Annotated in this window: 28 protein-coding genes and 1 pseudogene; 17 read left to right on the top strand and 12 right to left on the bottom strand. The window is 72.5% G+C overall.

Features of this window, described 5'->3' with window-relative positions:
- Positions 1–27 precede the first annotated feature (27 nt).
- Both BKD26_RS17215 and BKD26_RS17210 read left to right on the top strand, forming a co-directional pair.
- Complete coding sequence (locus BKD26_RS17215; RefSeq protein ID WP_064067594.1) at positions 28–315, top strand: DUF1416 domain-containing protein; 288 nt, start codon at positions 28–30, stop codon at positions 313–315.
- 92 nt (positions 316–407) lie between these two features.
- On the top strand, positions 408–668 hold the full coding sequence (locus BKD26_RS17210) for a DUF3099 domain-containing protein (protein WP_084898829.1): 261 nt from the start codon (positions 408–410) through the stop codon (positions 666–668).
- Here the strand turns inward: BKD26_RS17210 and BKD26_RS17205 are convergent.
- A complete protein-coding gene (locus BKD26_RS17205) occupies positions 662–1,024 on the bottom strand; it encodes a DsrE family protein (RefSeq protein ID WP_084898827.1) in 363 nt (120 codons plus the stop codon). The genes BKD26_RS17210 and BKD26_RS17205 overlap by 7 nt on opposite strands.
- 258 nt (positions 1,025–1,282) lie before the next feature.
- Here BKD26_RS17205 and BKD26_RS17200 point away from each other — a divergent pair, with 258 nt between their 5' ends.
- Genes BKD26_RS17200 through BKD26_RS17190 form a run of 3 tightly spaced genes read left to right on the top strand, consistent with a single transcriptional unit; the run spans position 1,283 to position 3,367 of the window.
- Positions 1,283–1,855, top strand: a complete 573-nt coding sequence (locus BKD26_RS17200) for an FABP family protein (RefSeq protein WP_084898825.1) — start codon at positions 1,283–1,285, stop codon at positions 1,853–1,855.
- A 39-nt stretch (positions 1,856–1,894) separates the two neighbouring features.
- Entirely contained in the window at positions 1,895–2,377 is a 483-nt protein-coding gene (locus BKD26_RS17195) for a Fur family transcriptional regulator (protein WP_084898824.1), read from the top strand.
- A 9-nt stretch (positions 2,378–2,386) separates the two neighbouring features.
- Positions 2,387–3,367, top strand: a complete 981-nt coding sequence (locus tag BKD26_RS17190; RefSeq protein WP_084898822.1) for a glycine cleavage T C-terminal barrel domain-containing protein — start codon at positions 2,387–2,389, stop codon at positions 3,365–3,367.
- Positions 3,368–3,379: 12 nt separating this feature from the next.
- On the opposite strand, the gene dtd is transcribed toward BKD26_RS17190, so the two are convergent.
- Positions 3,380–3,805, bottom strand: coding sequence for a D-aminoacyl-tRNA deacylase (gene dtd, locus BKD26_RS17185; RefSeq protein WP_084898821.1), 426 nt, complete (start codon positions 3,803–3,805; stop codon positions 3,380–3,382).
- A 114-nt stretch (positions 3,806–3,919) separates the two neighbouring features.
- Between dtd and BKD26_RS17180 the strand changes: the two genes are divergently transcribed.
- From BKD26_RS17180 to BKD26_RS17165, 4 genes are all read left to right on the top strand, one after another.
- Positions 3,920–4,516, top strand: coding sequence for an ABC transporter substrate-binding protein (locus tag BKD26_RS17180; protein ID WP_084898820.1), 597 nt, complete (start codon positions 3,920–3,922; stop codon positions 4,514–4,516).
- A 40-nt stretch (positions 4,517–4,556) separates the two neighbouring features.
- Positions 4,557–5,519 carry an asparaginase gene (locus tag BKD26_RS17175; protein ID WP_084898819.1) on the top strand — a complete coding sequence of 321 codons (963 nt, stop codon included), beginning with the start codon at positions 4,557–4,559 and terminating at the stop codon, positions 5,517–5,519.
- A 64-nt stretch (positions 5,520–5,583) separates the two neighbouring features.
- On the top strand, positions 5,584–6,825 hold the full coding sequence (locus BKD26_RS17170) for a GNAT family N-acetyltransferase (protein ID WP_084898929.1): 1,242 nt from the start codon (positions 5,584–5,586) through the stop codon (positions 6,823–6,825).
- A gap of 63 nt (positions 6,826–6,888) precedes the next feature.
- A complete protein-coding gene (locus tag BKD26_RS17165; RefSeq protein WP_084898817.1) occupies positions 6,889–7,389 on the top strand; it encodes a hypothetical protein in 501 nt (166 codons plus the stop codon).
- Here the strand turns inward: BKD26_RS17165 and BKD26_RS17160 are convergent.
- On the bottom strand, positions 7,357–8,100 hold the full coding sequence (locus BKD26_RS17160) for an ABC transporter permease (protein WP_084898815.1): 744 nt from the start codon (positions 8,098–8,100) through the stop codon (positions 7,357–7,359). The two genes, BKD26_RS17165 and BKD26_RS17160, sit on opposite strands and share 33 nt — an antisense overlap.
- On the bottom strand, positions 8,093–8,770 hold the full coding sequence (locus BKD26_RS17155) for an ATP-binding cassette domain-containing protein (RefSeq protein ID WP_084898813.1): 678 nt from the start codon (positions 8,768–8,770) through the stop codon (positions 8,093–8,095). Before BKD26_RS17155 ends, BKD26_RS17160 begins: the two co-directional genes overlap by 8 nt.
- Before the next feature lie 92 nt (positions 8,771–8,862).
- Between BKD26_RS17155 and BKD26_RS17150 the strand changes: the two genes are divergently transcribed.
- Positions 8,863–9,615: a TetR/AcrR family transcriptional regulator gene (locus tag BKD26_RS17150; RefSeq protein ID WP_084898812.1), complete on the top strand. Its 753-nt coding sequence runs from the start codon at positions 8,863–8,865 to the stop codon at positions 9,613–9,615.
- Here BKD26_RS17150 and BKD26_RS17145 read toward each other — a convergent pair.
- A complete protein-coding gene (locus tag BKD26_RS17145) occupies positions 9,605–10,579 on the bottom strand; it encodes a zinc-binding dehydrogenase (protein ID WP_084898810.1) in 975 nt (324 codons plus the stop codon). The two genes, BKD26_RS17150 and BKD26_RS17145, sit on opposite strands and share 11 nt — an antisense overlap.
- Before the next feature lie 126 nt (positions 10,580–10,705).
- On the opposite strand from BKD26_RS17145, the gene BKD26_RS17140 reads away from it, so the two are divergent.
- Positions 10,706–11,320: a TetR family transcriptional regulator gene (locus tag BKD26_RS17140; protein WP_241518698.1), complete on the top strand. Its 615-nt coding sequence runs from the start codon at positions 10,706–10,708 to the stop codon at positions 11,318–11,320.
- A 55-nt stretch (positions 11,321–11,375) separates the two neighbouring features.
- Here the strand turns inward: BKD26_RS17140 and BKD26_RS17135 are convergent, their stop codons facing one another.
- Together BKD26_RS17135 and BKD26_RS17130 are read right to left on the bottom strand one after the other, a co-directional pair.
- The gene (locus tag BKD26_RS17135) at positions 11,376–12,590 is read right to left on the bottom strand and encodes a cytochrome P450 (RefSeq protein ID WP_241518697.1); all 1,215 of its coding nucleotides are present in this window, start codon (positions 12,588–12,590) and stop codon (positions 11,376–11,378) included.
- Positions 12,580–13,353, bottom strand: coding sequence for a tRNA-dependent cyclodipeptide synthase (locus tag BKD26_RS17130; RefSeq protein ID WP_241518696.1), 774 nt, complete (start codon positions 13,351–13,353; stop codon positions 12,580–12,582). The genes BKD26_RS17135 and BKD26_RS17130 overlap by 11 nt, the downstream gene beginning before the upstream one ends.
- 209 nt (positions 13,354–13,562) lie before the next feature.
- Here BKD26_RS17130 and BKD26_RS17125 point away from each other — a divergent pair, with 209 nt between their 5' ends.
- Entirely contained in the window at positions 13,563–15,548 is a 1,986-nt protein-coding gene (locus BKD26_RS17125; protein ID WP_084898804.1) for an AAA family ATPase, read from the top strand.
- Positions 15,549–15,615: 67 nt separating this feature from the next.
- Here the strand turns inward: BKD26_RS17125 and BKD26_RS17120 are convergent.
- A pseudogene (locus BKD26_RS17120) lies at positions 15,616–15,816 on the bottom strand (MFS transporter); the annotation flags it as partial.
- A gap of 66 nt (positions 15,817–15,882) precedes the next feature.
- Positions 15,883–16,371: a MarR family winged helix-turn-helix transcriptional regulator gene (locus BKD26_RS17115; protein ID WP_084898802.1), complete on the bottom strand. Its 489-nt coding sequence runs from the start codon at positions 16,369–16,371 to the stop codon at positions 15,883–15,885.
- Positions 16,372–16,517: 146 nt separating this feature from the next.
- Here BKD26_RS17115 and BKD26_RS17110 point away from each other — a divergent pair, with 146 nt between their 5' ends.
- The 3 genes from BKD26_RS17110 to BKD26_RS17100 all read left to right on the top strand — a co-directional run bounded on the left by BKD26_RS17110 (position 16,518) and on the right by BKD26_RS17100 (position 18,064).
- Positions 16,518–16,922, top strand: coding sequence for a helix-turn-helix transcriptional regulator (locus tag BKD26_RS17110; protein ID WP_084898800.1), 405 nt, complete (start codon positions 16,518–16,520; stop codon positions 16,920–16,922).
- Positions 16,923–16,948: 26 nt separating this feature from the next.
- The gene (locus BKD26_RS17105; protein ID WP_084898799.1) at positions 16,949–17,536 is read left to right on the top strand and encodes a hypothetical protein; all 588 of its coding nucleotides are present in this window, start codon (positions 16,949–16,951) and stop codon (positions 17,534–17,536) included.
- A 183-nt stretch (positions 17,537–17,719) separates the two neighbouring features.
- The gene (locus tag BKD26_RS17100; RefSeq protein WP_073757793.1) at positions 17,720–18,064 is read left to right on the top strand and encodes a DUF2516 family protein; all 345 of its coding nucleotides are present in this window, start codon (positions 17,720–17,722) and stop codon (positions 18,062–18,064) included.
- 285 nt (positions 18,065–18,349) lie between these two features.
- Here the strand turns inward: BKD26_RS17100 and BKD26_RS17095 are convergent, their stop codons facing one another.
- The 3 genes from BKD26_RS17095 to BKD26_RS17085 all read right to left on the bottom strand — a co-directional run bounded on the left by BKD26_RS17095 (position 18,350) and on the right by BKD26_RS17085 (position 21,898).
- Positions 18,350–19,633, bottom strand: a complete 1,284-nt coding sequence (locus tag BKD26_RS17095) for a fused response regulator/phosphatase (RefSeq protein WP_084898797.1) — start codon at positions 19,631–19,633, stop codon at positions 18,350–18,352.
- A 230-nt stretch (positions 19,634–19,863) separates the two neighbouring features.
- Complete coding sequence (locus BKD26_RS17090) at positions 19,864–20,925, bottom strand: C40 family peptidase (protein ID WP_084898795.1); 1,062 nt, start codon at positions 20,923–20,925, stop codon at positions 19,864–19,866.
- Positions 20,926–21,082: 157 nt separating this feature from the next.
- Entirely contained in the window at positions 21,083–21,898 is an 816-nt protein-coding gene (locus BKD26_RS17085; RefSeq protein ID WP_084898793.1) for a class I SAM-dependent methyltransferase, read from the bottom strand.
- A gap of 154 nt (positions 21,899–22,052) precedes the next feature.
- Between BKD26_RS17085 and mshA the strand changes: the two genes are divergently transcribed.
- Both mshA and BKD26_RS17075 read left to right on the top strand, forming a co-directional pair.
- The gene (gene mshA, locus BKD26_RS17080) at positions 22,053–23,414 is read left to right on the top strand and encodes a D-inositol-3-phosphate glycosyltransferase (protein WP_084898791.1); all 1,362 of its coding nucleotides are present in this window, start codon (positions 22,053–22,055) and stop codon (positions 23,412–23,414) included.
- The gene (locus BKD26_RS17075; RefSeq protein ID WP_084898926.1) at positions 23,407–23,895 is read left to right on the top strand and encodes a YbjN domain-containing protein; all 489 of its coding nucleotides are present in this window, start codon (positions 23,407–23,409) and stop codon (positions 23,893–23,895) included. The genes mshA and BKD26_RS17075 overlap by 8 nt, the downstream gene beginning before the upstream one ends.
- Positions 23,896–24,351: the final 456 nt, after the last annotated feature.

Here is a 24,351-nt window from a genome sequence, read left to right as displayed (position 1 = left end):
CACCCCTCACACCCCTCAGGAGTACCCATGTGTGGAGCACAGGCCGGCGGCCCGGACGCTTCGACGATCAAGCCCGGTGAGACCACGATCCAGGGCCAGGTGACCAAGGACGGCGAGCCCGTCGTCGGTTACGTGCGCCTGCTGGACTCGACCGGTGAGTTCACCGCCGAGGTCCCGACCTCCGCGACCGGCCAGTTCCGCTTCTACGCGGCCGAGGGCACCTGGACCGTCCGCGCCCTCGTCCCGGGCGGCACGGCCGACCGCACGGTCGTCGCCCAGCAGGGCGGCCTGGCCGAGGTCGCCATCGCCGTCTGACGGCACCGCTGTACCGGCCGAAGGGCCGCACCTCCTGGGGGTTGGACGCTTACCGGGACCGAGGTGCGGCCCTTCGGTCGTACGCTGGACGTATGTACGCACAGCGCCGGCGTGCCTACTTCCGGATGATGACGGCCTGCCTGGTGCTCTTCGTGGGCGCCTGGGCCGTCGTCCGGCTGTGGTCGGTGCCCGCGGCCATCGCGATGTGCTTCGTCGCCATGGTCATCCCGCCGGTCGCCGCGATGATCGCCAACCGGAGGGGGCCGGATGACCGCTGGTGGGACGACCCTTCCGGCGACCCGAAGTCCGACGAGTGGTGGGACGAGCTCGACGGCAAGCGGAAACGTCAGTAGACGAGCGCCTGCGTGCCGTCCGTCATCGTCTCGCTGACGAAGACCTGCGCCCCCGCGATGCGCACGCCCTCCAGTACGTCCTTCTCCGTGATCTCCCGCCGCGCCGCGCACTGCGTGCACAGCGTGATCCGCCCGCCCGCCAGGATCGAGTTGATCAGGTCCGGCAGCGGCGCCGCGTGCGGCAGCTCGAACTCCGCCGCCCGGCCCGGCAGCGCGAACCACGAGGACTCGCCGGTCAGCCAGAGCGACACCTCGACCCCACTGGCCACGGCCACCGCCGCCACCGTGAAGGCCTGCGAGCAGCGCTCGGGGGCGTCGGCCCCTGCGGTCACCTTGATCACGAGCTTCTTCGCCATATCCGGAACTGTAGTGCGCGCCCCTGGGCCGAACCTCACACGGAGGGCCGGGGCCCCACCCATTACGCTGGGACCCGGCCCTTTCTTCGCTCACACCGCTCACCGAGGAGCACCCTGTGCTTGAGGCTTTCTTCTCCGCCCTGCTGGTCCTGGTCTGCGTCGGCGTGCTCGGCTTCGCCGTCCTGACCGTGAAGAAGCTGTACCAGGGCCAGCGCTGACCTTCCCTCCAGCCACCCCTACAGATCGACAGAGCTGCTCATGATCGAGATCCCGTCCGACCTGAACCCGGACCTCGTCCCCCTCGCGTTCCTCCTGGGCACGTGGGAGGGCGCGGGCGTCTCCGACTTCCCCGGCGCCGAGAAGTGCAACTTCGGCCAGTCCCTGACCTTCAGCCACGACGGCCGGGACTTCATCGAGTACACCTCCCGCACCTGGGTCCTGGACGCCGAGGGCAACAAGGTCAAGCCCCTGGAGTCCGAGAGCGGCTACTGGCGCATCGACAAGGAGCGCAAGGTCGAGATCGTGATGGTGCGCGACCAGGGCATCGTCGAGGTCTGGTACGGCGAGCTCGCCGACCAGAAGCCGCAGATCGACCTGGTCACGGACGCCGTCGCCCGCACCGCCGCCTCCGGGCCCTACAGCGGTGGCAAGCGGCTGTACGGCTATGTGAAGGGCGACCTGATGTGGGTCGGCGAGAAGTCGACGCCCGAGGTTCCGCTGCGGCCCTACATGTCGGCCCACCTGAAGAAGGTCGTCACGCCCGAGCAGGTCGAGGCATGGGCCAAGGACCTCGGTGACCTGCCGGACGACGGCATCGCGTTCTTCAAGTAGCCCGCGGTTTTCCCGGTCGGTGCTCCTACACTGGAGCGCGTGGTGAGCACCGACTGGAAGAGCGACCTGAGGCAGCGCGGCTACCGGCTGACTCCCCAGCGCCAGCTTGTTCTCGAGGCGGTGGACGTGCTGGGGCACGCGACGCCCGACGACATCCTCAGCGAGGTGCGCAAAACCGCCTCCGGCGTGAACATCTCCACCGTCTACCGGACGCTGGAGCTGCTGGAGGAACTGGGCCTGGTCAGCCACGCCCACCTCGGGCACGGCGCTCCCACCTACCACCTCGCCGACCGGCACCACCACCTGCACCTGGTGTGCCGGGACTGCACGAACGTCATCGAGGCGGACGTCGAGGTGGCCGCCGAGTTCACCGCGAAGCTCCGCCGGACCTTCGGCTTCGACACCGACATGAAGCACTTCGCGATCTTCGGGCTGTGCGAGGACTGCGCGCAGAAGGCGGCGAAGGAGAAGGAGGGGACGAAGGGGCGGAAGGCGGAGGCTCCATCCGGCGGCGAGTCGTAGGCTGATCACATGCTGCGACAATCACCGACCAGCCCTCTCCTGTCCCTGCCCGGCGCCGTGCCCGCCGAGGGGTGCGACGAAGGTGTCGCCGCGCACTACGGCGACCTGTTCCGCGAGCAGCGCGCCCTCGCCGCCGGCAAGGGCCTGGTCGATCTCAGCCACCGCGGTGTCATCACCGTGACCGGCGACGACCGGCTCGGCTGGCTGCACCTGCTGCTCACGCAAGCCGTCAGCGACCTCCCGGCCGGCCACGCCACCGAAGCGCTGATCCTCTCCGCGAACGGCCACATCGAGCACGCCCTGTACCTCGTCGACGACGGCGAGACGGTCTGGGCGCACGTCGAGCCGGGTACGCAGGAGGCGCTGATCGGCTACCTGGAGTCGATGAAGTTCTTCTACCGGGTCGAGGTCGCCGACCGGACGGACGACATCGCCGTCGTCCACCTGCCGGCCGGTTCCATCGCCGAGGTGCCCGACGGTGTCGTCGTACGGGAGACCCCGCACGGCCGGGACCTGTTCCTGCCGCGCGGCGACCTGGAGACGTACGCCGAGGACCACGGGCCGCTCGCCGGGATCTGGGCGTACGAGGCGCTGCGCGTCGAGGGGCACCGCCCCCGGCTCGGTTTCGAGACCGACCACCGCACCATCCCGCACGAGATCGGCCTGATCGGCAGCGCCGTCCACCTCCAGAAGGGCTGCTACCGGGGCCAGGAGACCGTCGCGCGCGTCCACAACCTGGGGAAGCCGCCGCGCCGGCTGGTCTTCCTGCACCTCGACGGCAGCGAGGTGCACCTGCCGCCGCACGGCACGCCGGTCCGGCTGAAGGCGGACGGCGAGGAGGGGCGGCAGCTCGGGTTCGTCACCACCTCCGTACGCCACCATGAGCTCGGCCCGATCGCGCTCGCGCTGGTCAAGCGCAATGTGCCGGTGGACGCGGACCTGATCGCGGGAGGTACGGCGGCGGCGCAGGAGGTCGTTGTCGAGCCGTAGGGCGCCGCGTCCTCAGACGTCGATGACGATCGTGAACGGGCCGTGGTTCGTCAGCGAGACCCGCATGTCCGCTCCGAACCGGCCCGTCTCCACCGTCGCCCCCAGCTCCCGCAGCCGCGCCACCACCTCGTCGACCAGCGGCTCGGCGACCTCGCCGGGCGCCGCCGCGTTCCAGGTGGGGCGGCGGCCCTTGCGGGCGTCCCCGTAGAGGGTGAACTGCGAAATCACCAGCAACGGCGCATTCACGTCCGAGCAGGACTTCTCGCCCTCCAGGATCCGCACCGACCACAGCTTGCGGGCCAGCTGTGCCGCCTTCTCGGGCGTGTCGTCATGGGTGACGCCCACCAGGACGCACAGTCCTTCACCGACGACTTCGCCGACCGTCTCCCCTGCGACGACGACCCTGGCCCCGTCGACCCTCTGTACCACTGCACGCATACAGACCAACCTATCCGCGTCCGAACGGGTGCAGGCGCCTGCATTGACACTGGCACAAATGGCACCATGCCTCTCAGGCGGTGTGTTCCGCACCGGTCGAGGGGACGGATTCCTATGAGTACACCTGGCGCCGGGCAGACGCCACATCCCGTACCGATGACATGTGCCGGTGGCAGAGGGGCGCTGCGGCCTCCGGCCCAGCGGACCGGTGACGCCGTCCTGCCGGAGGCGCGGCAGCACGACCTGAAGGCCATGCGGCTGCCGGAGCTGCGCGCGCTGCGCCGGGACTCGCACGGCGACGAGGCCGACCTGAGCTACGTACGGAGGCTCCTCCAGGGCCGGATCGACATCCTGCGTGCCGAACTGGCACGCCGAGGCGGTACGGAGGTGGCGGTCGTGGACCGGCTGTCGGAGATCCTCGCGGACACCCCGTCGCGGCACCGCTCGTCGGCCCGCCATGTGACGCTCTCCACACCGCGCGGCGAGGAGTACCGGCGGCTGGCCGCCGACATGCTGGCGGAGGTGGAGCTGTCGGACCTGACGGCCCGAACGGACGAAGAGCTGCACGCCGCGATGGGGCGGCTCGCGCGCTACGAGCAGCAGGTGTCACGGCGCCGGCAGCAGCTCCAGCGGACGGCCGACGATTGCAGTGCCGAGATCGCGCGCAGGTACCGTGAAGGCGAAGCACAAGTAGACGACCTGCTCCGCTGAGTACGAGGAGACAGGTCACCGTCCCGGAAGGCCGGCCGTCATGACCTCCTCCGCCACCGCAGTCATACCCCCGGTCCTCGCCGAGGTCGTCCGTTCCGGCTTCGTCGAGGGCCATCACCGGGGGTCGCTGGTCGTGCTGGCCGCGGACGGCACCGTGGAGCTGTCCGCCGGGGAGCCGACGGTGCCGGTCTTCCCGCGCTCGTCGAACAAGCCCATGCAGGCCGCGGCGCTGCTGCGGGCCGGCCTGGACCTGTCGGGGGAGCGCCTCGCGCTGGCCGCCGCGAGCCACTCGGGCGAACCGTTCCACCTGGACCTCGTCCGCAAGATGCTCGCCGACCACGGGCTCGCCGAGGCCGACCTCCAGACCCCGCCCGACCTGCCGCTGGACCCGGTGGAGTCGGAGACGTACCTGGCCGCCGGCAACGTCCGGGAGCGGGTCACCATGAACTGCTCGGGCAAGCACGCGGCGATGCTGGCCGCCTGCGCGCTCAACGGCTGGGACGCCGCCTCCTACCTGGACCCGCTCCACCCGCTCCAGCGGCTGATCCTCGATGAGGTGCAGGCCGCGTCGGGCGAGACGGTGCCGGTGGTCGGCACGGACGGGTGCGGCGCGCCGCTGATGGCGATCAGCCTGGTGGGCCTCGCCCGCGCGTTCCGCTCCTACGTGCTCGCCGCGCCGGGGACGCCGCAGCGGCGGGTCGCCGACGCGATGCGCGCGCACCCCGAGTACGTGGCGGGCACGCGGCGCCCGGACACCTGGCTGATGCGGGAGGTGCCGGGGGCGCTGTCCAAGATGGGCGCCGAGGCGGTCCAGGCGGTGGCCCTCGCGGACGGCCGGGCGCTCGCCTTCAAGATCGACGACGGTTCCGGGCGCGCCCTGGGCCCGGTTCTCGCGCGGGCGCTGCGGATGCTGGACGTGGACGCGCCGGTGGTGGGCCGCATCGGCGACGCCCCGCTGCTGGGCGGCGGGCGGCGGGTGGGCGAGATACGGGCGGCGTTCTGAGCCCTGGGCGCGGGGCCGGAAAACCGGGTGCGTCCGCCGCGGGGCGCCGCCTAGCGTGACGCCCATGAGCGTCGACGTCCGCACGGTCACCGAGTCCGAGTTCCCCGACTGGCTGCGCGCCCGCCGCGTCGGGTTCATGCAGCCGCCCACGGTCCCGGACGAAGAGGTCGCGCAGAGGATCCCGTACGTGGACCTCGCCCGTACCCAGGGGGCGTTCGACGACGGGCGCTGCGTCGCCACCTACCGCTCGTTCGCGCAGGAGCTGACCGTCCCCGGAGGCGCCCGGGTCACCGCGAACGCCGTGTCCGCTGTGACCGTCTCACCGACGCACCGGCGGCGCGGGCTGCTCAGCCGCATGATCGCGACGGACCTCGCGGCGGCCGGGGAGCGCGGCGAGGCCCTCTCGACGCTGATCGCCGCCGAGTACCCGATCTACGGGCGGTACGGGTACGGCCCGGCCGCCTGGACCACCGAGTGGACCGTCGACGTACGGCGCGCGGGCCTCGACCCGCGCCGGCCCGGGCCGGACGACGGTGGCCGCGTCGACCTGGTCACGCCGGACGACATCCGCAAGCTCGGCCCCGGCCTGCACGACCGGCTGCGGGCCGTGCGGCACGGCGTGGTCAGCCGGGACCAGCGCGTCTGGGACGTCGGCACGGGCGCCGCGCGCCTGCCCGACGAGCCGTGGACGGAACCCTTCTACGCGACGTACCGAGGGGCGGACGGGGAGGTGGAGGGGTACGTCTGCTACTCCACCGACGACACCTGGGAGGCCAAGCGGCCGCTGTGCTCCGCGACCGTGCGCGACCTGATCGCCGTGACCCCGGCCGCCGAGCGCGCGCTGTGGCACTTCGTCTGCTCCGTCGACTGGATGACCACGGTCACGACCGGCTACCGCGCCCCCGACGACCTGCTGCCCCTGCTGCTGCCGGACCCGCGCGCGGCGCGCGTCACGACGCACGCCGACTTCCTCTGGGTGCGGATCCTCGACGTCGTACAAGCCCTGGAGGCGCGTACGTACGCGGGGTCCGGCACCCTCGTGCTGGAGCTGCGCGATCCGGCGGGCCTGGCGGGCGGCCGCTTCCGGCTGGACGCCTCACCGGAGGGCGCGTCGTGCGCGCCGAGCACCGCGCAGCCGCACCTCACCATGGACGTGGCGGAGCTGGGGACGCTGTACCTGGGCGACGAGTCGGCGGTACGGCTCGCGGCCCTGGGGAGGGTGGAGGAGTCGGTGCCGGGCGCGGCGGCGGTGGCGGACACGCTGCTGCGCACCTCGCTCCGGCCGTGGTGCCCGGACGTGTTCTAGCCCTGTGCGGACCTGATCTGACACCCTCGTCCCACCCCTGATCCCGACCCCCGGGCGGCAGCTGTGTACGACGACCTGACCGACGTCATCGGCGGCACCGAATACGTCCTGTTCGGCTTCGACGGCCCCCTCTGCCGGCTGCGCGATGCGGCGACCGCATGGCCCACGCCGTACGCCGACCCGCTGATCCGCACCCTGCACGCGGTCGGCACGGGCCTCGCCGTCGTCGCCGGCACCTCTCCGGCGGCGGTGGAGCGCTACCTCGCCGGCCGGGGCCTGTCCGGCTGTTTCGGCCCGCACGTCCACGGCCGTGTCGACCAGGCCCTCACCTCGCTCGGCGCGGCGCCCGGGGTGTCCCTGATGATCGGCGCCACGCCCGCCGACCTGACCGCCGCCCGTGAGTCGGGTGTGCCGTTCCTGGGGTACGGCCGCGACGACGCCCGCGTCGACCTGCTGCGCCGGGCCGGGGCGCAGCGCGTGGTGACGTCACTGGAACCGGTGCTCACCGCCGTACGTACCGCCGCGCACCGCTCAGCGCGTACGTACACGGAACAGTGCACCTGACAGGCCCACCGCCACCGCGAGGAGCCCGGCGCACCAGGCGAGGGCGAGGGCGGGGGCGGTGCCGGTCGGCTGGTCGAGGAGCAGGCTGCGGAGGGACTCGATCACCGGGGTGACCGGCTGGTGGTCGGCGAAGCCGTGGAGCCAGGTCGGCATGGTGTCGATGGGGACGAAGGCGCTGCTGGGGTAGGGGAGGAACATCATGAAGAAGGTGAAGCCGCCCGCCGCCTCCGGGGTGCGGGCCAGCAGGCCGACCGCCGCCGAGAGCCAGGAGATGGCCAGGACGAAGGCGAGCAGGATGCCGAGCGCGGCGAACCAGCCGAGGGCGGAGGCGGAGGGGCGGAAGCCGATCAGGAAGGCGACGCCGAGGACGAGGGCCGTCGACAGGACGTTGCGGGCGGTGCTCGCGGCGACGTGGGAGGCGAGGAACGGCGTGGCGCCGACGTCGAGGGAGCGGAAGCGGTCGATGATGCCCTCCTTCATGTCCTCGCTGACGCGTACGGCGGTGGCGGAGGAACCGAAGCCGGCGCAGAGCAGCAGGACGCCGGGGACGACGTACGTCACGTAGTCGGTACCGGTGTTGATCGCGCCGCCGAAGAAGTAGACGAAGATCAGCATCAGCATGACCGGCAGGGCCAGGGAAGTGATGACGGCGTCCACGTTGCGGCGGCTGAGGCGGATGCCGCGGCCGGTCAGGGTGAGGGTGTCAGACACGGGTGGGCTCCTGCCGGGTGGGTGCGGTGAGGGCCAGGAAGACGTCGTCGAGCGTGGCGCTGTGCAGGCTGAAACGGGCGATGTCGGTGCGGCCCGGGTCGAGTTCGTCGAGCAGGGCGCGTACGTGGGCGGCGGTGCCGTCCGTCGGGATGCCGAGGGTGAGGGTGTCGGGGGTCGTCGGCTCGTCGAGGAAGACCACGTCGGGGTCGCCGACCAGTCCGGCCGCGAGGTCGAGGCGGCGCCGCATGCAGCCGGAGTAGGTGGCGGCCAGACGGTTGCGCGCGTCGGTGAGGCGGAAGCGTTCGAGGAGTTCGTCGGTGCGGCGCGCGGCCGCGGCGCGGGAGAGGCCCGACAGCCGGGCCATCATGCGCAGGTTCTCCTCGCCGGTCTGCATGTCGTCGACCGCCGCGAACTGCCCGGTCAGGCTGATCGCGCGGCGCACCCGCGGGCGGTCGGCGACCACGTCGTACCCGGCGACGCGGGCCTGTCCGGCGTCCGCCCGGGTGAGCGTGGCGAGGATGCGGACGGTGGTGGTCTTGCCCGCGCCGTTGGGGCCGAGCAGGGCGTGGACGGTGCCGCGCTCGACGCGCAGGTCGATGCCGTCCAGTACGAGTACGTCGTTGTAGGCCTTGCGGAGGCCGGTGGCCTCGATGGCCGGCGATGCACGCATGACGCTCCCCCTTCTGCGTATGACATACGCACTACTGCGTAAGGGTTACGCATTACTAGGATGGGCGTCAAGCGGAAGAAGGGGGCCGGTGGATGAGGGACAGTGGCGGTACGGGTCTGCCGGCGAGCATCGAGGCCGCCTGGGGCCTGCGCGAACGCCCCGGCAAGGGCCCGAAACCGGGGCTCAGCCTGGAGCGCATCGTCGACGCGGCGGTGGGCCTCGCCTCGGCCGAGGGTCTGCCGGCCGTCTCCATGGGGCGCATCGCCAAGGAACTGGGCGTCTCGACGATGTCGCTGTACCGGTACGTCGGCGCCAAGGACGAGCTGTACGTGCTGATGCTGGACCGCGCCATCGGCGCCCCGCCCCCGCCGCCCGCCCCCGGCACTGGGTGGCGCGAGGCCCTCGCGACCTGGGCCCGGGAGCAGCGCGCCGCCCTCCAGCGGAACCTGTGGACCGTGCGGGTCCCCGTCTCGGGACCGCCGGTGACGCCGAACTCGGTGGCCTGGTGGGAGTGGGGCATGGTCGCCCTCGAAGGCACCGGGCTCGACGAGGGGACGAAGATCTCGGTGATCCTGCTGGTCAGCGGCTATGTGCGCAACGAGGCCGGGCTTATGGCCGACCTCGACGCGGCGATCCGCGCGACCGGCGACACGCCCCAGGAGGTCATGGCCCGCTACGGCCGTACGCTGAAGCGGCTGGCGGACCCCGGCCGCTACCCGGCCGTCGCGCGGATGCTGGCGTCCGGGGTGATGGACGAGCCGGACGACCCGGACTACGAGTTCCGCTTCGGGCTCGAGCGTCTGCTGGACGGCATCCAGGTCCTGGTCGACCGGGTCACACCGTGAGCACCACCTTGCCCAGCAGACTCCGGTCCTCGATCGCCGCGTGCGCCTCGGCCGCCCGGTCCAGCGGGAACGTCCCGCCGATCACCGGCCGCAGCCGCCCGGCCGCCGCCTCCGCGAGGGCCCGGAGCGCCAGCCGGGTGTGGGCCTCCGCCGACAGCTGTACGTCGCCGATGCCGAGCAGCCGTACGCCGCGCCGCTCCGCCTCGCCCGGGTCGACCTCGGCGAAACCGCCGGTCGGCGCCCCGTGCGCGGAGAACCGTCCGCCGTCCGCGACGAGCCCGAACGCCGCCAGGCCCACCTGACCGCCCACGCCGTCCAGCACGACGTCCGCGCCCGCCGGGCCGAGGGCGTCGCGGGCGTGCTGCGCCCAGTCGGGGGCGCGCGTGTCGACCACCGCGTCGGCGCCCAGCTCCCGTACGAGCGCGGCCTTGCGCTCACCGCGCGCGGTGCCGACGACTCGGGCGCCCGCCGCCTTCGCCAGCTGGACCAGCAGCGTGCCCATCCCGCCGGACGCGCCGACGACCAGCACCGTCTCGCCGGGCTTCGGCTCCGTCGCGTCCAGCAGCGCGGTCGCGGTGACGCCGTCGTGGACGAGGGCCGCCGCGTCCGTGAACACCAGCCCGTCCGGTATGCGCACCAGCGCCTCGACGCCGGCGACGGCACGCTCGGCGTACCCGCCCGTGAAGCCGATCGAGGCCATCACCCGGCGGCCGAGCCACGCCGCCCCGTCGACGCCCGCGCCGACGGCCCGGACCGTACCGGCGATGCCGCTGCCCGGCACGTACGGCGGTTCGAGCGGGAACCACCGGGTGCCCCAGCCGGACCGCAGCTGCGTCTCCAGGAAGATGGTGTCCACCGCGGCCACGTCGACGAGCACCTGACCGGGCCCCGCCACCGGTTCCGGAACATCGGCCGGGACCAGGACCTCCGGACCGCCGAACGCCCTCGCCTGCGCCACGCGCATCGCACTCACACCCCTCCCGTTCACGGGCGTTGGCCCGGCCTGTCCGGCGCCCGCGCAGACGAGTCTGGAACGTCAAGTCCGGTTGAGGTCAACGGGTGCGGCCGACGGGTGCGTAGGCTCGGCGGCATGAGCGGTGACATGGGGCTGCGGGAGCGCAAGAAGCGGCGGACGTACCAGACGATCTCCGACACGGCGATCGCCCTCTTCCTGGAGAAGGGCTTCGACCGGGTCTCGGTCGCCGAGGTCGCCGCGGCCGCCGAGGTCTCCAAGCCGACGCTCTTCCGGTACTTCCCCGCCAAGGAGGACCTGGTCCTGCACCGGTTCGCCGACCACCGCGAGGAGGCGGCGCGTGTCGTCGCCGAGCGGCCCGGGGGCGTCGGCCCGCTTCAGGCGCTGCACCGCCACTTCACCGACGGGCTCGCGCGCCGCGACCCGGTGACCGGGCTGAGCGACGACCCGGAGGTGCTCGCCTTCCACCGGCTGCTGTACGGCACACCCAGCCTGGTCGCGCGGCTGTACGCGTACCAGGGCGCGTCCGAGCGGGCGCTGGCGGCCGCGCTGGGGGACAGCGGTCTCCGGGACCGTCTCGCGGCCGGTCAGATCATCGCCGTACAGCGGATCCTGGCCGAGGAGAACTGGCGCCGGATCGACGCGGGCGCAACCGCCGACGCCGTGGCGGCGGACGCGCTGGCCGCCGCCGACCTGGCCTTCCGGCAGCTGGCGGAGGGGCTTTCCCTCTGAACGACAAGACCGCCGCTCCCTCCTCAGGAAAGCGGCGGTCCTTGTCCCTGACCGGCTACCACATCACGGGCAGCCGCTCCGGGATCCGCTTCATGAACCCGGTCCGCCACACCAACTGTGCGATCGGCACGGCGAGTTGGAAGTCCGGCATCCGGTCGAGCAGGGTCTCCAGGGCGATCTCCGCGTGCTTCTTGCCGAGCGCGGTCGCGGGGCAGTAGTGCCGCCCGCCGCCGAAGGAGAGGTGATCCGTGTTGTTCTCGCGGGTGAGGTCCACGGTCTGCGGTTCGGTGAACGCCTCCGGGTCGAAGTTGGCGCCCTCGACCAGGACCAGGACCAGCTCGCCCTTCTTCACCTCCACGTCCCCGAGCATGACGTCCTCCACGGCCAGGCGCGGCAGGCCGTCACCGATGGAGAGGTTGATCCGCAGCAGCTCGTCCACGGCCGCCGGGATCTTGCCGCGGTCGGCGAGGAGTTCGGCCCGCAGCTCCGGGTGCTGGATGAGGGAGACCAGGGCCATGGTCAGGAAGCCGGCAGTGGAGATGACCCCGGCGCCGAACATGGTCACACCGACCGTCGCCAGCATCTCGTCCGTGAGGTGGTCGTACTCCGGGTCCTCGCGCAGCGCCGCCAGCTCGGCCATCAGGCCGGTGGTGGCCGGGTCGTCCAGGCGCTCCACCATGTACGCGATGTCGCGGTCCCAGTTGAGCTTGGCACCGGCGATCGGGCAGGCCGAGTTCATGAACGCGATGTCCAGGCTGCGCATCAGCCGGGGCGCGTCCGCCTGCGGGATGCCGAGGATGTGGCAGTGCATGGCGGCGGAGTACGGGTCGGCGAACTGGCCGCGCAGGTCCCCCGGCGCTCCGTCGGCGATGATGCGGTCGACCAGGTCGGCGGCGGCCGACCGCATCCACTCCACCAGGCCGGGCGCCTTGGGGTTGAGCGCCTTGAGCACGGCCTTGCGCAGCCCGGCCCCGGTGATGTTGCCCATGTTGTTGACGACTTCGGGCGGGATCGTCAGCGCGTACTGCCGGGGCACGCCGGGCGCCGAGGTGTCCTTGAGGCTGAAACGCGGGTCTTCCAGCACCTGCTTGCACAGGGCGTGGGAGGACACCAGCCACGCCTCGTCGCCGGCGATGGTGCGCACCCGCTTGACCGGGTGCTTCTTGCGCAACAGCTCCACCTCGGCGGGGATCTGGTCGCCGCGCCAGGAGAACGGGAAGTCGAGAAGCTCGTCGGGCAGTGTCTCAACGGACATCGTCTCAACGGACATCGGAGGAGTCTCCTTCGGCGGGGTGCTGCGCGGGTCGGGCGGGGGTCACGATCGCGTGGCCCTGGTTGCGGGACGCGCGCAGCCCGGAGCCGCGCGAGTAGAGCAGCTCGGCCATCGGCAGGAGCTGGTGGTAGCAGTTGAGGGACGAGGGCACGCCCAGGATCGCCGGGGTGTCCAGGAACAGCGGCGCTTCGGCGCAGACGTACTCCACGCACACCTCGCGCTGCCGGGCCGTGGGCGTCTTCCCGTCCAGGACCTTGGAGGAGAGGAAGGCGTCGATGAGCGCGTCGCAGGTCGCGCGGAAGTCCGGGTCGGTCGCGAGCCTGCTCAGCAGGTGCCGGTGGATCTCCCGGTACGCCGGGTTGTCCAGGAACGCCGACATGGGATGGGCGCGCAGGCGCCGCCCGTCGGGGTCGACGGTCGCGACGGCGTTGGTGACCTTGGCCCGGACGCCGCGCAGGTTCTTCACGGCTTTGCGGCGGGCGTCGTCGGCGGTATAGCCGGAGGCCTCGTACATCTCGGCCACGTGGAGGTCGGTATAGACGAAGTCCACCTGCTCGAAGTGGGCGGTGCCCCAGCGGGCCAGGTCGATGACCCGCTGGGCCGAGAAGTAGCTGTTGCCGGGGGAGACGCCGATCACGGCGTGGGCGCCTTCGGCGCATATCACCTGGCAGTGTGCGGTGTAGGGCTGGACCGTGAACAGGCCCGCAGCGGTGTCCGGAGTAGTGAAGGGCTGAATCTCGAAGACGGTCTCAGTCGTCAACTGGAAGAAGTCCTTCGCGTCGCTAGTCCCGAGGAGCCTCGTGCTCCAGGTGTGGCGACGACGCCGAGAAGTTAGCTTCCGAACACGGAGAGTGTCAACGCGGGCCCTGTTGTTACGCATCCGTACACATGGACTTACGCTGCGTGTCATCCAGCGTTCATATTTAAACTCGATAAGAAACATTACTCAGTTGCATTATTCTGGGTGGTATGACGTCACTCGACCATGAACTGAGCAAGGAACGGACCTTCCACGACACCTGCCGCGCCGCCCTGAACCGCATGGTCGAGGGCGCCGCCCACCACGTCGTCACCGGAGAGGACGTCTCGGCGTCCGGCGCCGACGCCGAAACCCTCGGCCACCACCTGCGCAGCCGCGCCAAGGAGCTGCGCGAGGAGCCGCGCGGCCCGCTGTTCTTCGGCCGCCTCGACCACGAGGACGGCCGGCACCACCACATCGGCCGCCGCCGCATCGCCGAACACCCGGCGGCCCCGCCGCTCGTCGTCGACTGGCGCGCCCCCGTCGCGCGCGCCTTCTACCAGGCGAGCTCCCGCGACCCGCAGGGCGTCCTCGTGCGGCGCCGGTTCGGCTGGGCGCCGTTCAGCGACGGCGACCCGGCGGACCTGACCGGGCTGGAGGACGAGCACCTGACCGCCGGGGAGACCGGTGCGCCGAGCGCGATCGTCACCGGCGAGATCGAGCGCCCCCGCGTGGGGCCCATGCGGGACATCGCCGCCACCATCCAGCCCGAGCAGGACGACCTCGTACGGGCCGGACTCACCGCATCCCTCTGCGTCCAGGGCGCCCCCGGCACCGGCAAGACCGCCGTCGGCCTGCACCGGGCCGCGTACCTGCTCTACACCCACCCGCAGCGCATCCGGCGCGGAGGCCTGCTGATCCTCGGCCCGAACCGCACGTTCCTGTCGTACGTCTCCGAAGTCCTGCCCGCGCTCGGGGAGTCGGACGTCCGGCAGTCGACGGTCGAGGACGAGACCGACCGGGGCCACCAGGTGCGGGCGTACGACTCGCCCGAGGCGGAGGTGGTCAAGCACGACGCCCGCATGGCCGACGTCCTGCACCGTGCTCTGTACGCACGGGTCGGCGCGCCCGCCGAGCCGCTGGCCGTGCCGGACGGCTCCTACCGGTGGCGGGTGCCGCTGGAGGAGCTGGCGCGGATCGTCGCGGACGTACGGGCGGAGGCGCCGCCCTACGCGGTGGGGCGCGAGCGGGTGCGCAGCCGGGCGGTGCGGGCGGTCCAGCTCCTGGCGGAGCGGCGGGCGGGGCCGAGGAGCGGGGCGTGGACGCACAAGATCGCGCGGGCGCGGGCGGTGTCGGCGTTCGTGGGCGCGTGCTGGCCGAAGGTCACGCCGGAGGAGGTCCTCGCGGAGGTGCTGGCCGACCCGGACCCCTTCGGTGACGTGCTCACCGACCGGGAGCGGGAGGCGATCCGGTGGCCGAAGCCGCCGCGCTCGTACCGGTCCGCCACGTGGAGTGCGGCCGACCTGCTCCTGCTGGACGAGCTCGCGGGGCTCGTCGAACGGCCCGCCGGCTACGGGCACATCGTGATCGACGAGGCCCAGGACCTCTCCCCGATGCAGTGCCGGGCGATCGCCCGCCGCGCGGACTTCGGCTCCCTGACGGTCCTCGGCGACCTCGCGCAGGGCACCACCCCGTGGGCCGCCCGCGACTGGGCGGAGCAACTCGCTCACCTGGGCCGGAAGTCGGTACCCGTGGTCGCCCTGACGACCGGGTTCCGCGTCCCGGCGGGCGTGGTGGCGCTCGCCAACCGGCTGCTGGACGCCCTCGACGTGGACGTACCCCCCGGCCGGTCACTGCGCCGGGACGGCGAGGTGACGGTCCGCGAGGTGCGGGACGTGCGGGAGGCGGTGGTGGACGCGGTGCGCACGGCGCTGACTCGGGAGGGCTCCATCGGCGTGATCGCCACGGACGGGGCGGCCGGCGCGCTGCGGGCCGCGCTGGAGGAGGCGGGCCTGGCCGGGCCGCGCGTGACGGTGCTGCCCGCCACGCTCGCCAAGGGCCTGGAGTACGACCACGTCGTCGTCGCCGAGCCCGCCGCCATCGTGTCGGCCGAACCACGCGGGCTGAACCGGCTGTACGTGGTCCTCACCCGCGCGGTCTCCCGCCTCGACGTGCTGCACAGCCTGCCGCTGCCTACACCGTTGCGGCGGGCTTGAGCGCCTCGCCGGTGGTGGCGGCCGGTGTGGCGCTTCCCTGGCGGAGCACGGTCGCCGCGACGGCGAGGGCGGCGACGAGGAGCCCCGCGATCCGGTACGCGTTGACGACCCAGCTGAGGGCGGCGGGGGAGAAGCCCAGATCGTTCTGGATGGACGGCATGGCGACGGTCACGGTGCTGCCGTCGAGGACGGTCATCAGCATTCCGGTGGCGATGACGCCGAGGGCGAGGGTGCGTGGAGCGAGGGACATGGCGGTCTCTCCTGTCATAGGATCCGACAGGAGAGACCGTAGCGGATAGTTTTGTTGTAGACGATCTGACCTTTCTTCAGGGTCCTACTTCTCCCGCTGCCGGGCTCGCCGGGCCGGCCGCGGCCCCTCGACCGGAGTCGCCAAATGCCCCTCGACCAAGTGGTTCAGTGCCCGCAGGAACACCTCGCGGTCACCCTTGGGGAGTGCGGCGAGCGCCTCCGCGTGTACGCGGTCGACGATCTCCTGGCTCCGTCGCGCGACCCGTGCGCCCTCCTCGGTGACCGCGATGATCCGCGCGCGCCGGTCACTGCTGGAGGGCCGGCGCTCGGCGAGCCCGGCCTTCTCCAGGGCGTCGACCGTGACCACCATCGTGGTCTTGTCCATGTCGCCGATCTCGGCGAGCTGGATCTGGGTGCGCTCCTCCTCCAGGGCGTGGACGAGCACGCAGTGCATGCGCGCCGTGAGCCCGATCTCGGCGAGGGCGGCCGACATCCGGGTGCGCAGGACGTGGCTGGTGTGGTCGAGGAGGAAGGAGAGGTCGGGTTTGGTGCGGGTGGGTGACATGGCGGTCATGTCGCCAGCGTATCCATTGGATCCGTAACGGATTATCTGAAAGGAGACTTTGGCTCGGGATGCTCAGGGGGGTTCCGGCGCGCCGCGTGGAACACTTTTGCAAGCGGCTGCTTGCAAAAGTTAGCAATGGCGTGCACCATCGAGGCATGGCATCACTCAACGTCGGCAATCTCGGGGAGTACCTGCGCGAGCAGCGGCGCAACGCGCAGCTGTCACTGCGTCAGCTCGCCGAAGCCGCCGGGGTGTCCAATCCGTATCTGAGCCAGATCGAGCGCGGACTGCGCAAGCCGAGCGCGGAGGTGCTCCAGCAGGTCGCCAAGGCGCTGCGGATCTCCGCCGAGACGCTGTACGTGCGGGCCGGGATCCTGGACGAGCGGGAGCGCGAGGAGCTGGAGACGCGTGCCGTCATCCTCGCGGACCCGTCGATCAACGAGCGGCAGAAGCAGGTGCTGCTCCAGATCTACGACTCGTTCCGCAAGGAGAACGGACTCGATACGGAGACGAAAGGTGCCGAATACACCACCGAGGACGGCACCTCACCCGAACTCTGACTCTGCGATCCGGGAGGACCACAGTCGTGGCCATCATCGAAGAACTCCGTACGCCCCTCTACTTCGCCGCCGGTACGGCCGACCTCGCCGTACAGCAGGCCAAAAAGGTTCCCGGCCTGATCGAGCAGATCGCCGCCGAGGCGCCCGCGCGCATCGACGCGGTGCGCAACACCGACCCCAAGGCCGTGCAGGAGAAGGTGAGCGCCCAGGCCAAGGAGGCCCAGGCCACCGTGCAGGCCAAGGTCACCGAGGTGCTCGGCTCCCTGGACACGGACCTGAAGAAGCTGGGCGAGAACGCCCAGCACCTGGCGCTGCGGAGCGTCGGCGTGGCGGCCGAGTACGCGGTCAAGGCACGCGAGGCGTACGAGAAGGTCGCCGAGCACGGCGAGCATGCCGTGAAGCAGTGGCGCGGCGAGGCCGCCGAGGAGATCAACGAGATCGCCATCGCCGTCGAGCCGGACCCGGAGCCGAAGGCGGGCGAGTCGAAGACCGGCGAGGCGAAGGCGGCGCAGGCGGAGAGCAAGGCGCCCGCCGCGAAGAGGGCCGCCCCGGAGAAGAAGGCCCCGGCGCCGCGCAAGCCGGCGGCGAAGAAGACGACGGCGTCGGACAAGTAACGCCGGCCGTTCCAGGGGCCGGGTCCCTTCTCCTCCCGCGCGCGGCCGCTCGGCGCCGTGCTCCCGGCGGGGCGGAGGGGCGTCGGCCCCCTGGCGGGGCGCGGGCACGTTCGGGGTGGCCGGGGCGTTGTACCGGTACCTTGGCCGCGAGGCGCTTCACTCACTGACTAGGCGGTGCTCAGCATGTTGCTCGCAGGATTCAGCACGTTTCTCTTTCTGCTCAACCTCGCCATGCTCCTGATCGCCGTGGTCGCCCTGTTCATCGCGGCGACGGCACGCGAGGACGCCTACCGCGCCGCCGACAAGCAGACCAAGATGTTCTGGCTGATCATCCTGGGCGTCACGGTCGCGGTGAACCTGCTCGTACCGATGCTGTTCCTGCAGATCGCCGGGCTCGTCGCGTCGATCGTCTTCATGGTCGACGTACGGCCTGCCCTCCAGCAGGTGTCCGGCGGTGGCCGTGGCGGCCGCCGCGGCGGCGGCTCCAGCAGCGACGGGCCGTACGGGCCCTACAACGGCGGACGCTAGCCGACGCGGCCGGCCTCGACCGGACGCCGACGGCCGGGGCGGGTCGCGGGCGGGGCGGAGCCGGGCCGGACGCGGTCGGCGCGGTCGGCGGCGCTGGGTGCTAGCGGCGGTGGGCGTCACCGGCGGTGGACACCAGTGGCGCCGCACGCCAGCGGTGCCGGAGGCCGGGCCGGGTGCGGTCGGCCCGGTCGGCGCGCACGGCGATCCGCGGCGCCGGACGCCAACGGCTCCGGACGCGGGGTCGGACGCGGTCGGCGCGCAGGGCGCGATCCGCCGCGCCGGGCGTCAGCGGCGGGACGGGGTCCGGTCGGGTGCCGTCCGGTCGCGGTCGCGGGAGGTGCGTTCGCGGGCGAGCAGCAGCACGGCCACGTCGTCCGTCAGCTCCCCGCCGTTCAGCTCCCGCACCTGGGCCACCGCGGCCTCCAGCAGGTCCTCGCCGCCCAGGCCCTGCGCCAGCAGGCGGTTGACCATCTCGACCATGCCGTCCTGGCCCAGCCGCGGCGAACCCGGGCCCGCCGAGCGGCCCTCGATCAGCCCGTCGGTGTACATCATCAGGCTCCACGAGCCGCCCAGCTCCACCTGCCGGCGCGGCCAGCGGGCGCGCGGCAGCAGCCCCAGGGCGGGGCCGCCGTCCTCGTACGGAAGGAGCTGCGCCGCCCGGCCGTGCCGGGCTATCAGCGGCGAGGGGTGGCCCGCCAGGCACAGCCCGGCCCGGCGCCCGTCCGGCGCGATGTCCACCGTGCACAGGGTCGCGAAGATCTCCTCGTTTTCCCGCTCGTGCTCCAGCACCTGCTGAAGCGTCGAGAGGAGCTCGTCGCCGCACAGGCCCGCCAGCGTCAGCGCCCGCCACGCGATGCGCAGCTCCACGCCGAGCGCCGCCTCGTCCGGACCGTGCCCGCACACATCCCCGATCATGGCGTGCACGGTCCCGTCCGGCGTGCGGACAGTGTCGTAGAAGTCGCCGCCCAGCAGCGCCCGCGAGCGCCCCGGCCGGTAGCGGGCGGCGAAGCGCAGGTCGGAGCCCTGGAGCAGCGGTGTGGGCAGCAGGCCCCGCTCCAGGCGGGCGTTCTCCTGTGCCCGCAGCCGCGACTCGGCCAGCTTGACCTGGACCGAGTCGGCCCGCTTGCGTTCCACGGCGTACCGGATGGCGCGGCTCAGCAGCGGCCCGTCCAGCTCCTCGCGGCACAGGTGGTCCTGCGCCCCGGCGCGTACCGCCGCGGCCGCCAGCTCCGTGTCGCCCCGCGCGGTCAGCGCCAGGACGGCGTGGCGCGGCGCGAGGCGCAGTACGTGGTGCAGCGGCGCCAGCCGGTCGTCGTCGCCCGCCCGGCCGGCGGGCAGCGCGAGGTCGACGAGCACGCAGTGCACGTCGTCGGTGAGCAGCCGCTCCGCCTCGGTGAGGTTGCGGGCGGTACGGATACGGACCCGGCCGCCGGACGCGTCGACCAGCTCCGGAACGGTGAAGGTGCCCGCCGGGTCGTCCTCGATCACCAGGAGGGTGAGGTCCGTGCTGCCGACGGCGGCGGTCTCTGCGACCGCGTTCACCCTCTGTCGCGGTACGGGTACGGGCATCGGTGTGGTTTCCTTCCCTCCCCCCGAGGGCACGGTGGCGCGTCGGACGACACACCACCCGACGGGGACCATAGCGGTCCGCGGTGGCCGAACGGAATGGTGATCAGCGAAGAGCCGATGGCATATGCCGCGCAGCGGGAGGTAGTTGGGCACCGGGTCATGACGAACGTCACGCGCCGCGTGTTGGCCCGGTCACATCCCGGGACGTATCCGACAGCGGGACGGGCGGCTCACTTGTCCGGGCGTACGACTCCGAGGATCGCCATCGAGCCCGCGCCCGCCACCGTCACGTTCCGTCCCGGCCGGGGCGCGTGGATGATCGCCCCGTCGCCGATGTACAGGCCGACATGGCTGGCGTCCGCGTGGTAGATGATCAGGTCGCCCGGCCGCATGTCCTTGACGTCGATCCGGGGCAGCAGCCGCCACTGCTCCTGCGACGTGCGCGGGATGCCCGTGCCGGCCGCCGCCCACGCCTGCGACGTCAGCCCCGAGCAGTCGTACGACCCCGGGCCCTCCGCGCCCCACACGTACGGCTTGCCGAGCTGGGCCGTCGCGAACTCGACCGCCTTCTTGCCCTGCGGGCTCGCGTTGCCGCCGATCTCCTTCAGCACGCCGGAGCCGAGCCACGCCGTCTGTGCCTCGGCCTGCTCGTCCCGCTCCAGCTGCAGCAGCCGCTCGCGCTCCTCGGACTCCAGCTGCGACTCCAGCCGCTTCGCCGCCGCGATCTTGGTCTCGATCTGCTTCTTCGTCCTGGCCTGCTGGACCCGGTTCGCCTCCAGCCTGGTCCAGTGCGCGCTGGCGTCCTTGGTGTACGCCTCCAAGTCCGCCTGCCGCTGCTTCAGTTCGGCGAGGAGGTCCTTGGTGGCCTTCTGGCCCTGCTGGAGCCGGCCGACGCCACTGAGGAAGAGCTGCGGGTCGTCCGTGAGGACCAGCCGCGCCTCGTCGGGAATGCCGCCGTTGCGGTACTGGGCGCGGGCGGCCGCGCCGGCCCGCATCTTCAGGTCCTCGATACGGGCCTGGCCGTCCACGATGGCCTGCGCCAGCTTCACGATCTCGGCCGACTGCTTCTTCGCCCGCTCCTCGGCGAGGTTGTACGCGTCGGTGGCGGAGGCGGCCTGGCGGTAGAGGGTGTCGATCTCGCGGCGTACCTCTTCCAGGCTCTTGCCGGAGGCGCTGGTCACGGGGGGCGGGGGCGGGGTGGGCGCGGCGTACGCCGCCTGGACCGGTGACGCCAGCACGGTCAGAGCGCAGACCACGGTGATCGCGGCGGTGGCGCAACGGCGTCGGTTCACGGACTCCCCATCTCCCCATCTGATTTACCGTCAGTAACTTCGGGCTGCCGATCGAGATGGTGCCATGAGGCTCGCGAAAACGACAGAGTCACACCCACCCATGGGGGACGAAAGATCGTTCAGGTGCGTTCCCCGCAGGGCGGTTCAGTGCGAGGGGTCAGTACGAGCCGGGCGCCAGCGCCGCCCATCGGACCGTCACTTCGCCCTGCCGCCACCGCCGTCGGCCGTCCACCAGCGGCCAGTCGCCCGCCAGGTCCGCCGCCGTCCTGATCCACCGCTGCCGCGCGCCCAGCGAGGCGTACGGAGCAGCCGCCGCCCACGCCCGGTCGAAGTCCCGCAGGAACGCGTGCACCGGCTCGCCCGGCACGTTCCGGTGGATCAGCGCCTTCGGGAGGCGCTCCGCGAGATCGGAGGGGCGGCCCAGGGAGCCGAGCCGGGTCGCGAACGTCACCGTCCGCGGCCCCTCCGGCCCCAGCGCCACCCACACATGACGCCGCCCGATCTCGTCGCACGTCCCCTCCACCAGCAGCCCGCCGGGCGCGAGCCGCGCGCACAGCCGCGCCCACACCTCGGCGACCTCGTCCTCGTCGTACTGGCGCAGCACGTTCGCCGCCCGGATCAGCGACGGGGCGCCGTCCACGGGGATCTCGAAGCCGCCGTGCACGAAGGTGAGCCCGTCGCGCTCGTACGGCCGGGCGGCCGCCACTCGGGCCGGGTCGATCTCGATGCCCACCACCCGGGCGCGGGGGTCGGCGTCGTCACGCAGCCGGTGCAGCAGCTCGACGGCGGTCCACGGGGCGGCCCCGTACCCGAGATCCACGGCCGTGGGCACCCGCTCGCCGCGGCGCAGCGCCGCGCCGTGGACGGCGGCGATCCAGCGGTCCATACGGCGCAGGCGGTTGGGGTTGGTGGTCCCGCGGGTCGGTGTGCCGACGGGGCGGGTCCCGGCGGGGCGGGTGGTGCGCGGGGCCATGGGGACGAGGGTAAGGGCTCCCGCGTGCGTGTAATGAATTGGCAAAGCGGAAATGAAGGGGCCCGGCCCGCTGTTGTGGCTGGCAGGAGGGCCGTACGCACTGGCGCGCGCGTGTCCTCCGCTTGCCATGCCCGCACAGCGGAAGGACGCCGACGTGAGCCAGTACGTGTCCCGGTTCGCCGGCACCCTGGCCGGGCCGCACCGGACCGCCGGGTCGCACCGGCTGCGGCTGCCCGGCCGGGCGCGGGTGCCGCGCCGGATCGCGATGCTCAGCGTCCACACCTCCCCGCTGCATCAGCCCGGCACGGGCGACGCGGGCGGCATGAACGTCTACATCGTCGAGCTCGCCAAGCGCCTCGCCGCGATCAACATCGAGGTCGAGATATTCACGCGGGCCACCGCCGGCGGGCTGCCCCCGGCCGTCGAGCTGGCCCCGGGCGTCCTCGTACGGCACGTGGACGCCGGCCCGTACGAAGGGCTCGCCAAGGAGGAGCTGCCCGCCCAGCTGTGCGCCTTCACCCACGGCGTGATGCGGGCCTGGGCGGGGCACCGGCCCGGCCACTACGACCTGGTCCACTCCCACTACTGGCTCTCCGGCCACGTCGGCTGGCTCGCCGCCGAGCGGTGGGGCGTCCCGCTCGTGCACGCCATGCACACCATGGCCAAGGTCAAGAACGCCGCCCTCGCGGCGGGCGACACCCCCGAGCCCGCGGCGCGGGTCATCGGCGAGACGCAGATCGTGCGCGCCGCCGACCGGCTGATCGCCAACACCGCGGAGGAGGCCGACGAACTCGTCCGCTTCTACGAGGCCGAGCCGTCGAAGGTCGCGGTCGTGCACCCGGGCGTGAACCTCGACCGGTTCCGGCCGGCCGACGGGCGGGCCGCCGCCCGCGCCCGGCTCGGGCTGCCGGCCGACGCGTTCATCCCCGTGTTCGCCGGGCGCATCCAGCCCCTGAAGGCCCCCGACATCCTGCTGCGGGCCGCCGCGCTGCTGCTGGACGAGGACCCGTCGCTGCGGTCCCGGATGCTCGTCCCGGTCGTCGGCGGGCCCAGCGGCAGCGGCCTCGCCAAGCCAGAGGGCCTGCAGAAACTCGCCGCGCGCCTCGGCATCGGCGACGTCGTACGCTTCCACCCGCCCGTGCGGCAGGACGCGCTCGCCGACTGGTTCCGGGCGGCGTCCGTGCTCGTCATGCCCTCGTACAGCGAGTCCTTCGGGCTCGTCGCCATCGAGGCGCAGGCGGCCGGAACGCCCGTCGTCGCCGCGTCGGTGGGCGGGCTGCCGGTGGCGGTCCGGGACGGCTCGACCGGCTTCCTGGTGCAGGGCCACCACCCGGCGGACTACGCGGCCGCGCTGCGCCGGTTCGTCGACGACCCGTCGCTGACCGGCCGCCTGGGCGAGGCGGCGGCGCGGCACGCCGGGTCGTTCGGCTGGGACACGGCGGCGGCGGGAACGGCGGACGTGTACACCGCGGCCATGCACGAACACCGCCGTGGCGTACGCTCGCGTCATGGCTGACGCCCGGAAGATCATCGAGTCCGCGCTGAACGACGCCGAGCTGACCTGGGAGTCCCCGGAGCCCGGCTCCTACGTCGTCACCCTTCCCGGTACGCGCAAGCTGTCCACCACGCTGTCGCTGCGCCTGGGCCGCCACTCGCTGTCCCTGAACGCGTTCGTCATCCGCCACCCCGACGAGAACGAGCCGGGCGTCCACCGCTGGCTGCTGGAGCGGAACCTCCGGCTGTACGGGGTGGCGTACGCGGTCGACAGCCTCGGCGACATCTACCTGACCGGCAAGCTGCCGCTCTCCGCGGTCACCCCGGAGGAACTGGACCGCGTGCTGGGCTCGGTCCTGGAGGCGGCGGACGGGGCGTTCAACACGCTCCTGGAGCTGGGCTTCGCGACGGCGATCCGCAAGGAGTACGCGTGGCGCCTCGCCCGCGGCGAATCCACGCGCAACCTGGACGCGTTCACCCACCTGACCCGCCCGCAGAAGTAACCCCACCGGTTCCGGCCCCCACCGGGCCGGCGTCCCGGGGCCCCCACCCCGGGCCCTCGCCCCACTCGTTGTGGGCAGTCGTTCCGCTGGGGGTCCCCCAGGACGAAGTCCTAGGGGGAGGAACGGGTGGGCACAACGGAACTGGGGCGGTGCCCTTTTCTCGGTGCCCCATGGGGCGGTGCCCGGTGCGGGGCGCTTGCACCGGTGCCGCGGTGCGGCTCGGCGCCTGCCGGTGGGTGGGGGGCGTGGCCCCTCCGGGCTCGGCTCCTCGAGGTCGGCGGCCTTGGGTACGCCGGGTCGGGAGCCGTAACAGAGCCGCCAACCTCTGCGGGGCCGACCCTGCACGGCCCCACCCCGGCCGTCCTACGGCTGACGACCGAATCGGCCTGGCCCGTGTGCGGGCCGCGCGGCACCAAGCTGCCGCGTCACGGGGGCGTGGGGGGCGCAGCCCCACGA

This window comes from Streptomyces sp. CB03238 (assembly GCF_002099185.1).
Taxonomy (GTDB): Bacteria; Actinomycetota; Actinomycetes; order Streptomycetales; family Streptomycetaceae; genus Streptomyces.
Note: the sequence above shows the minus strand (reverse complement) of the source record. Positions and strands in the feature narration are given on the sequence as shown.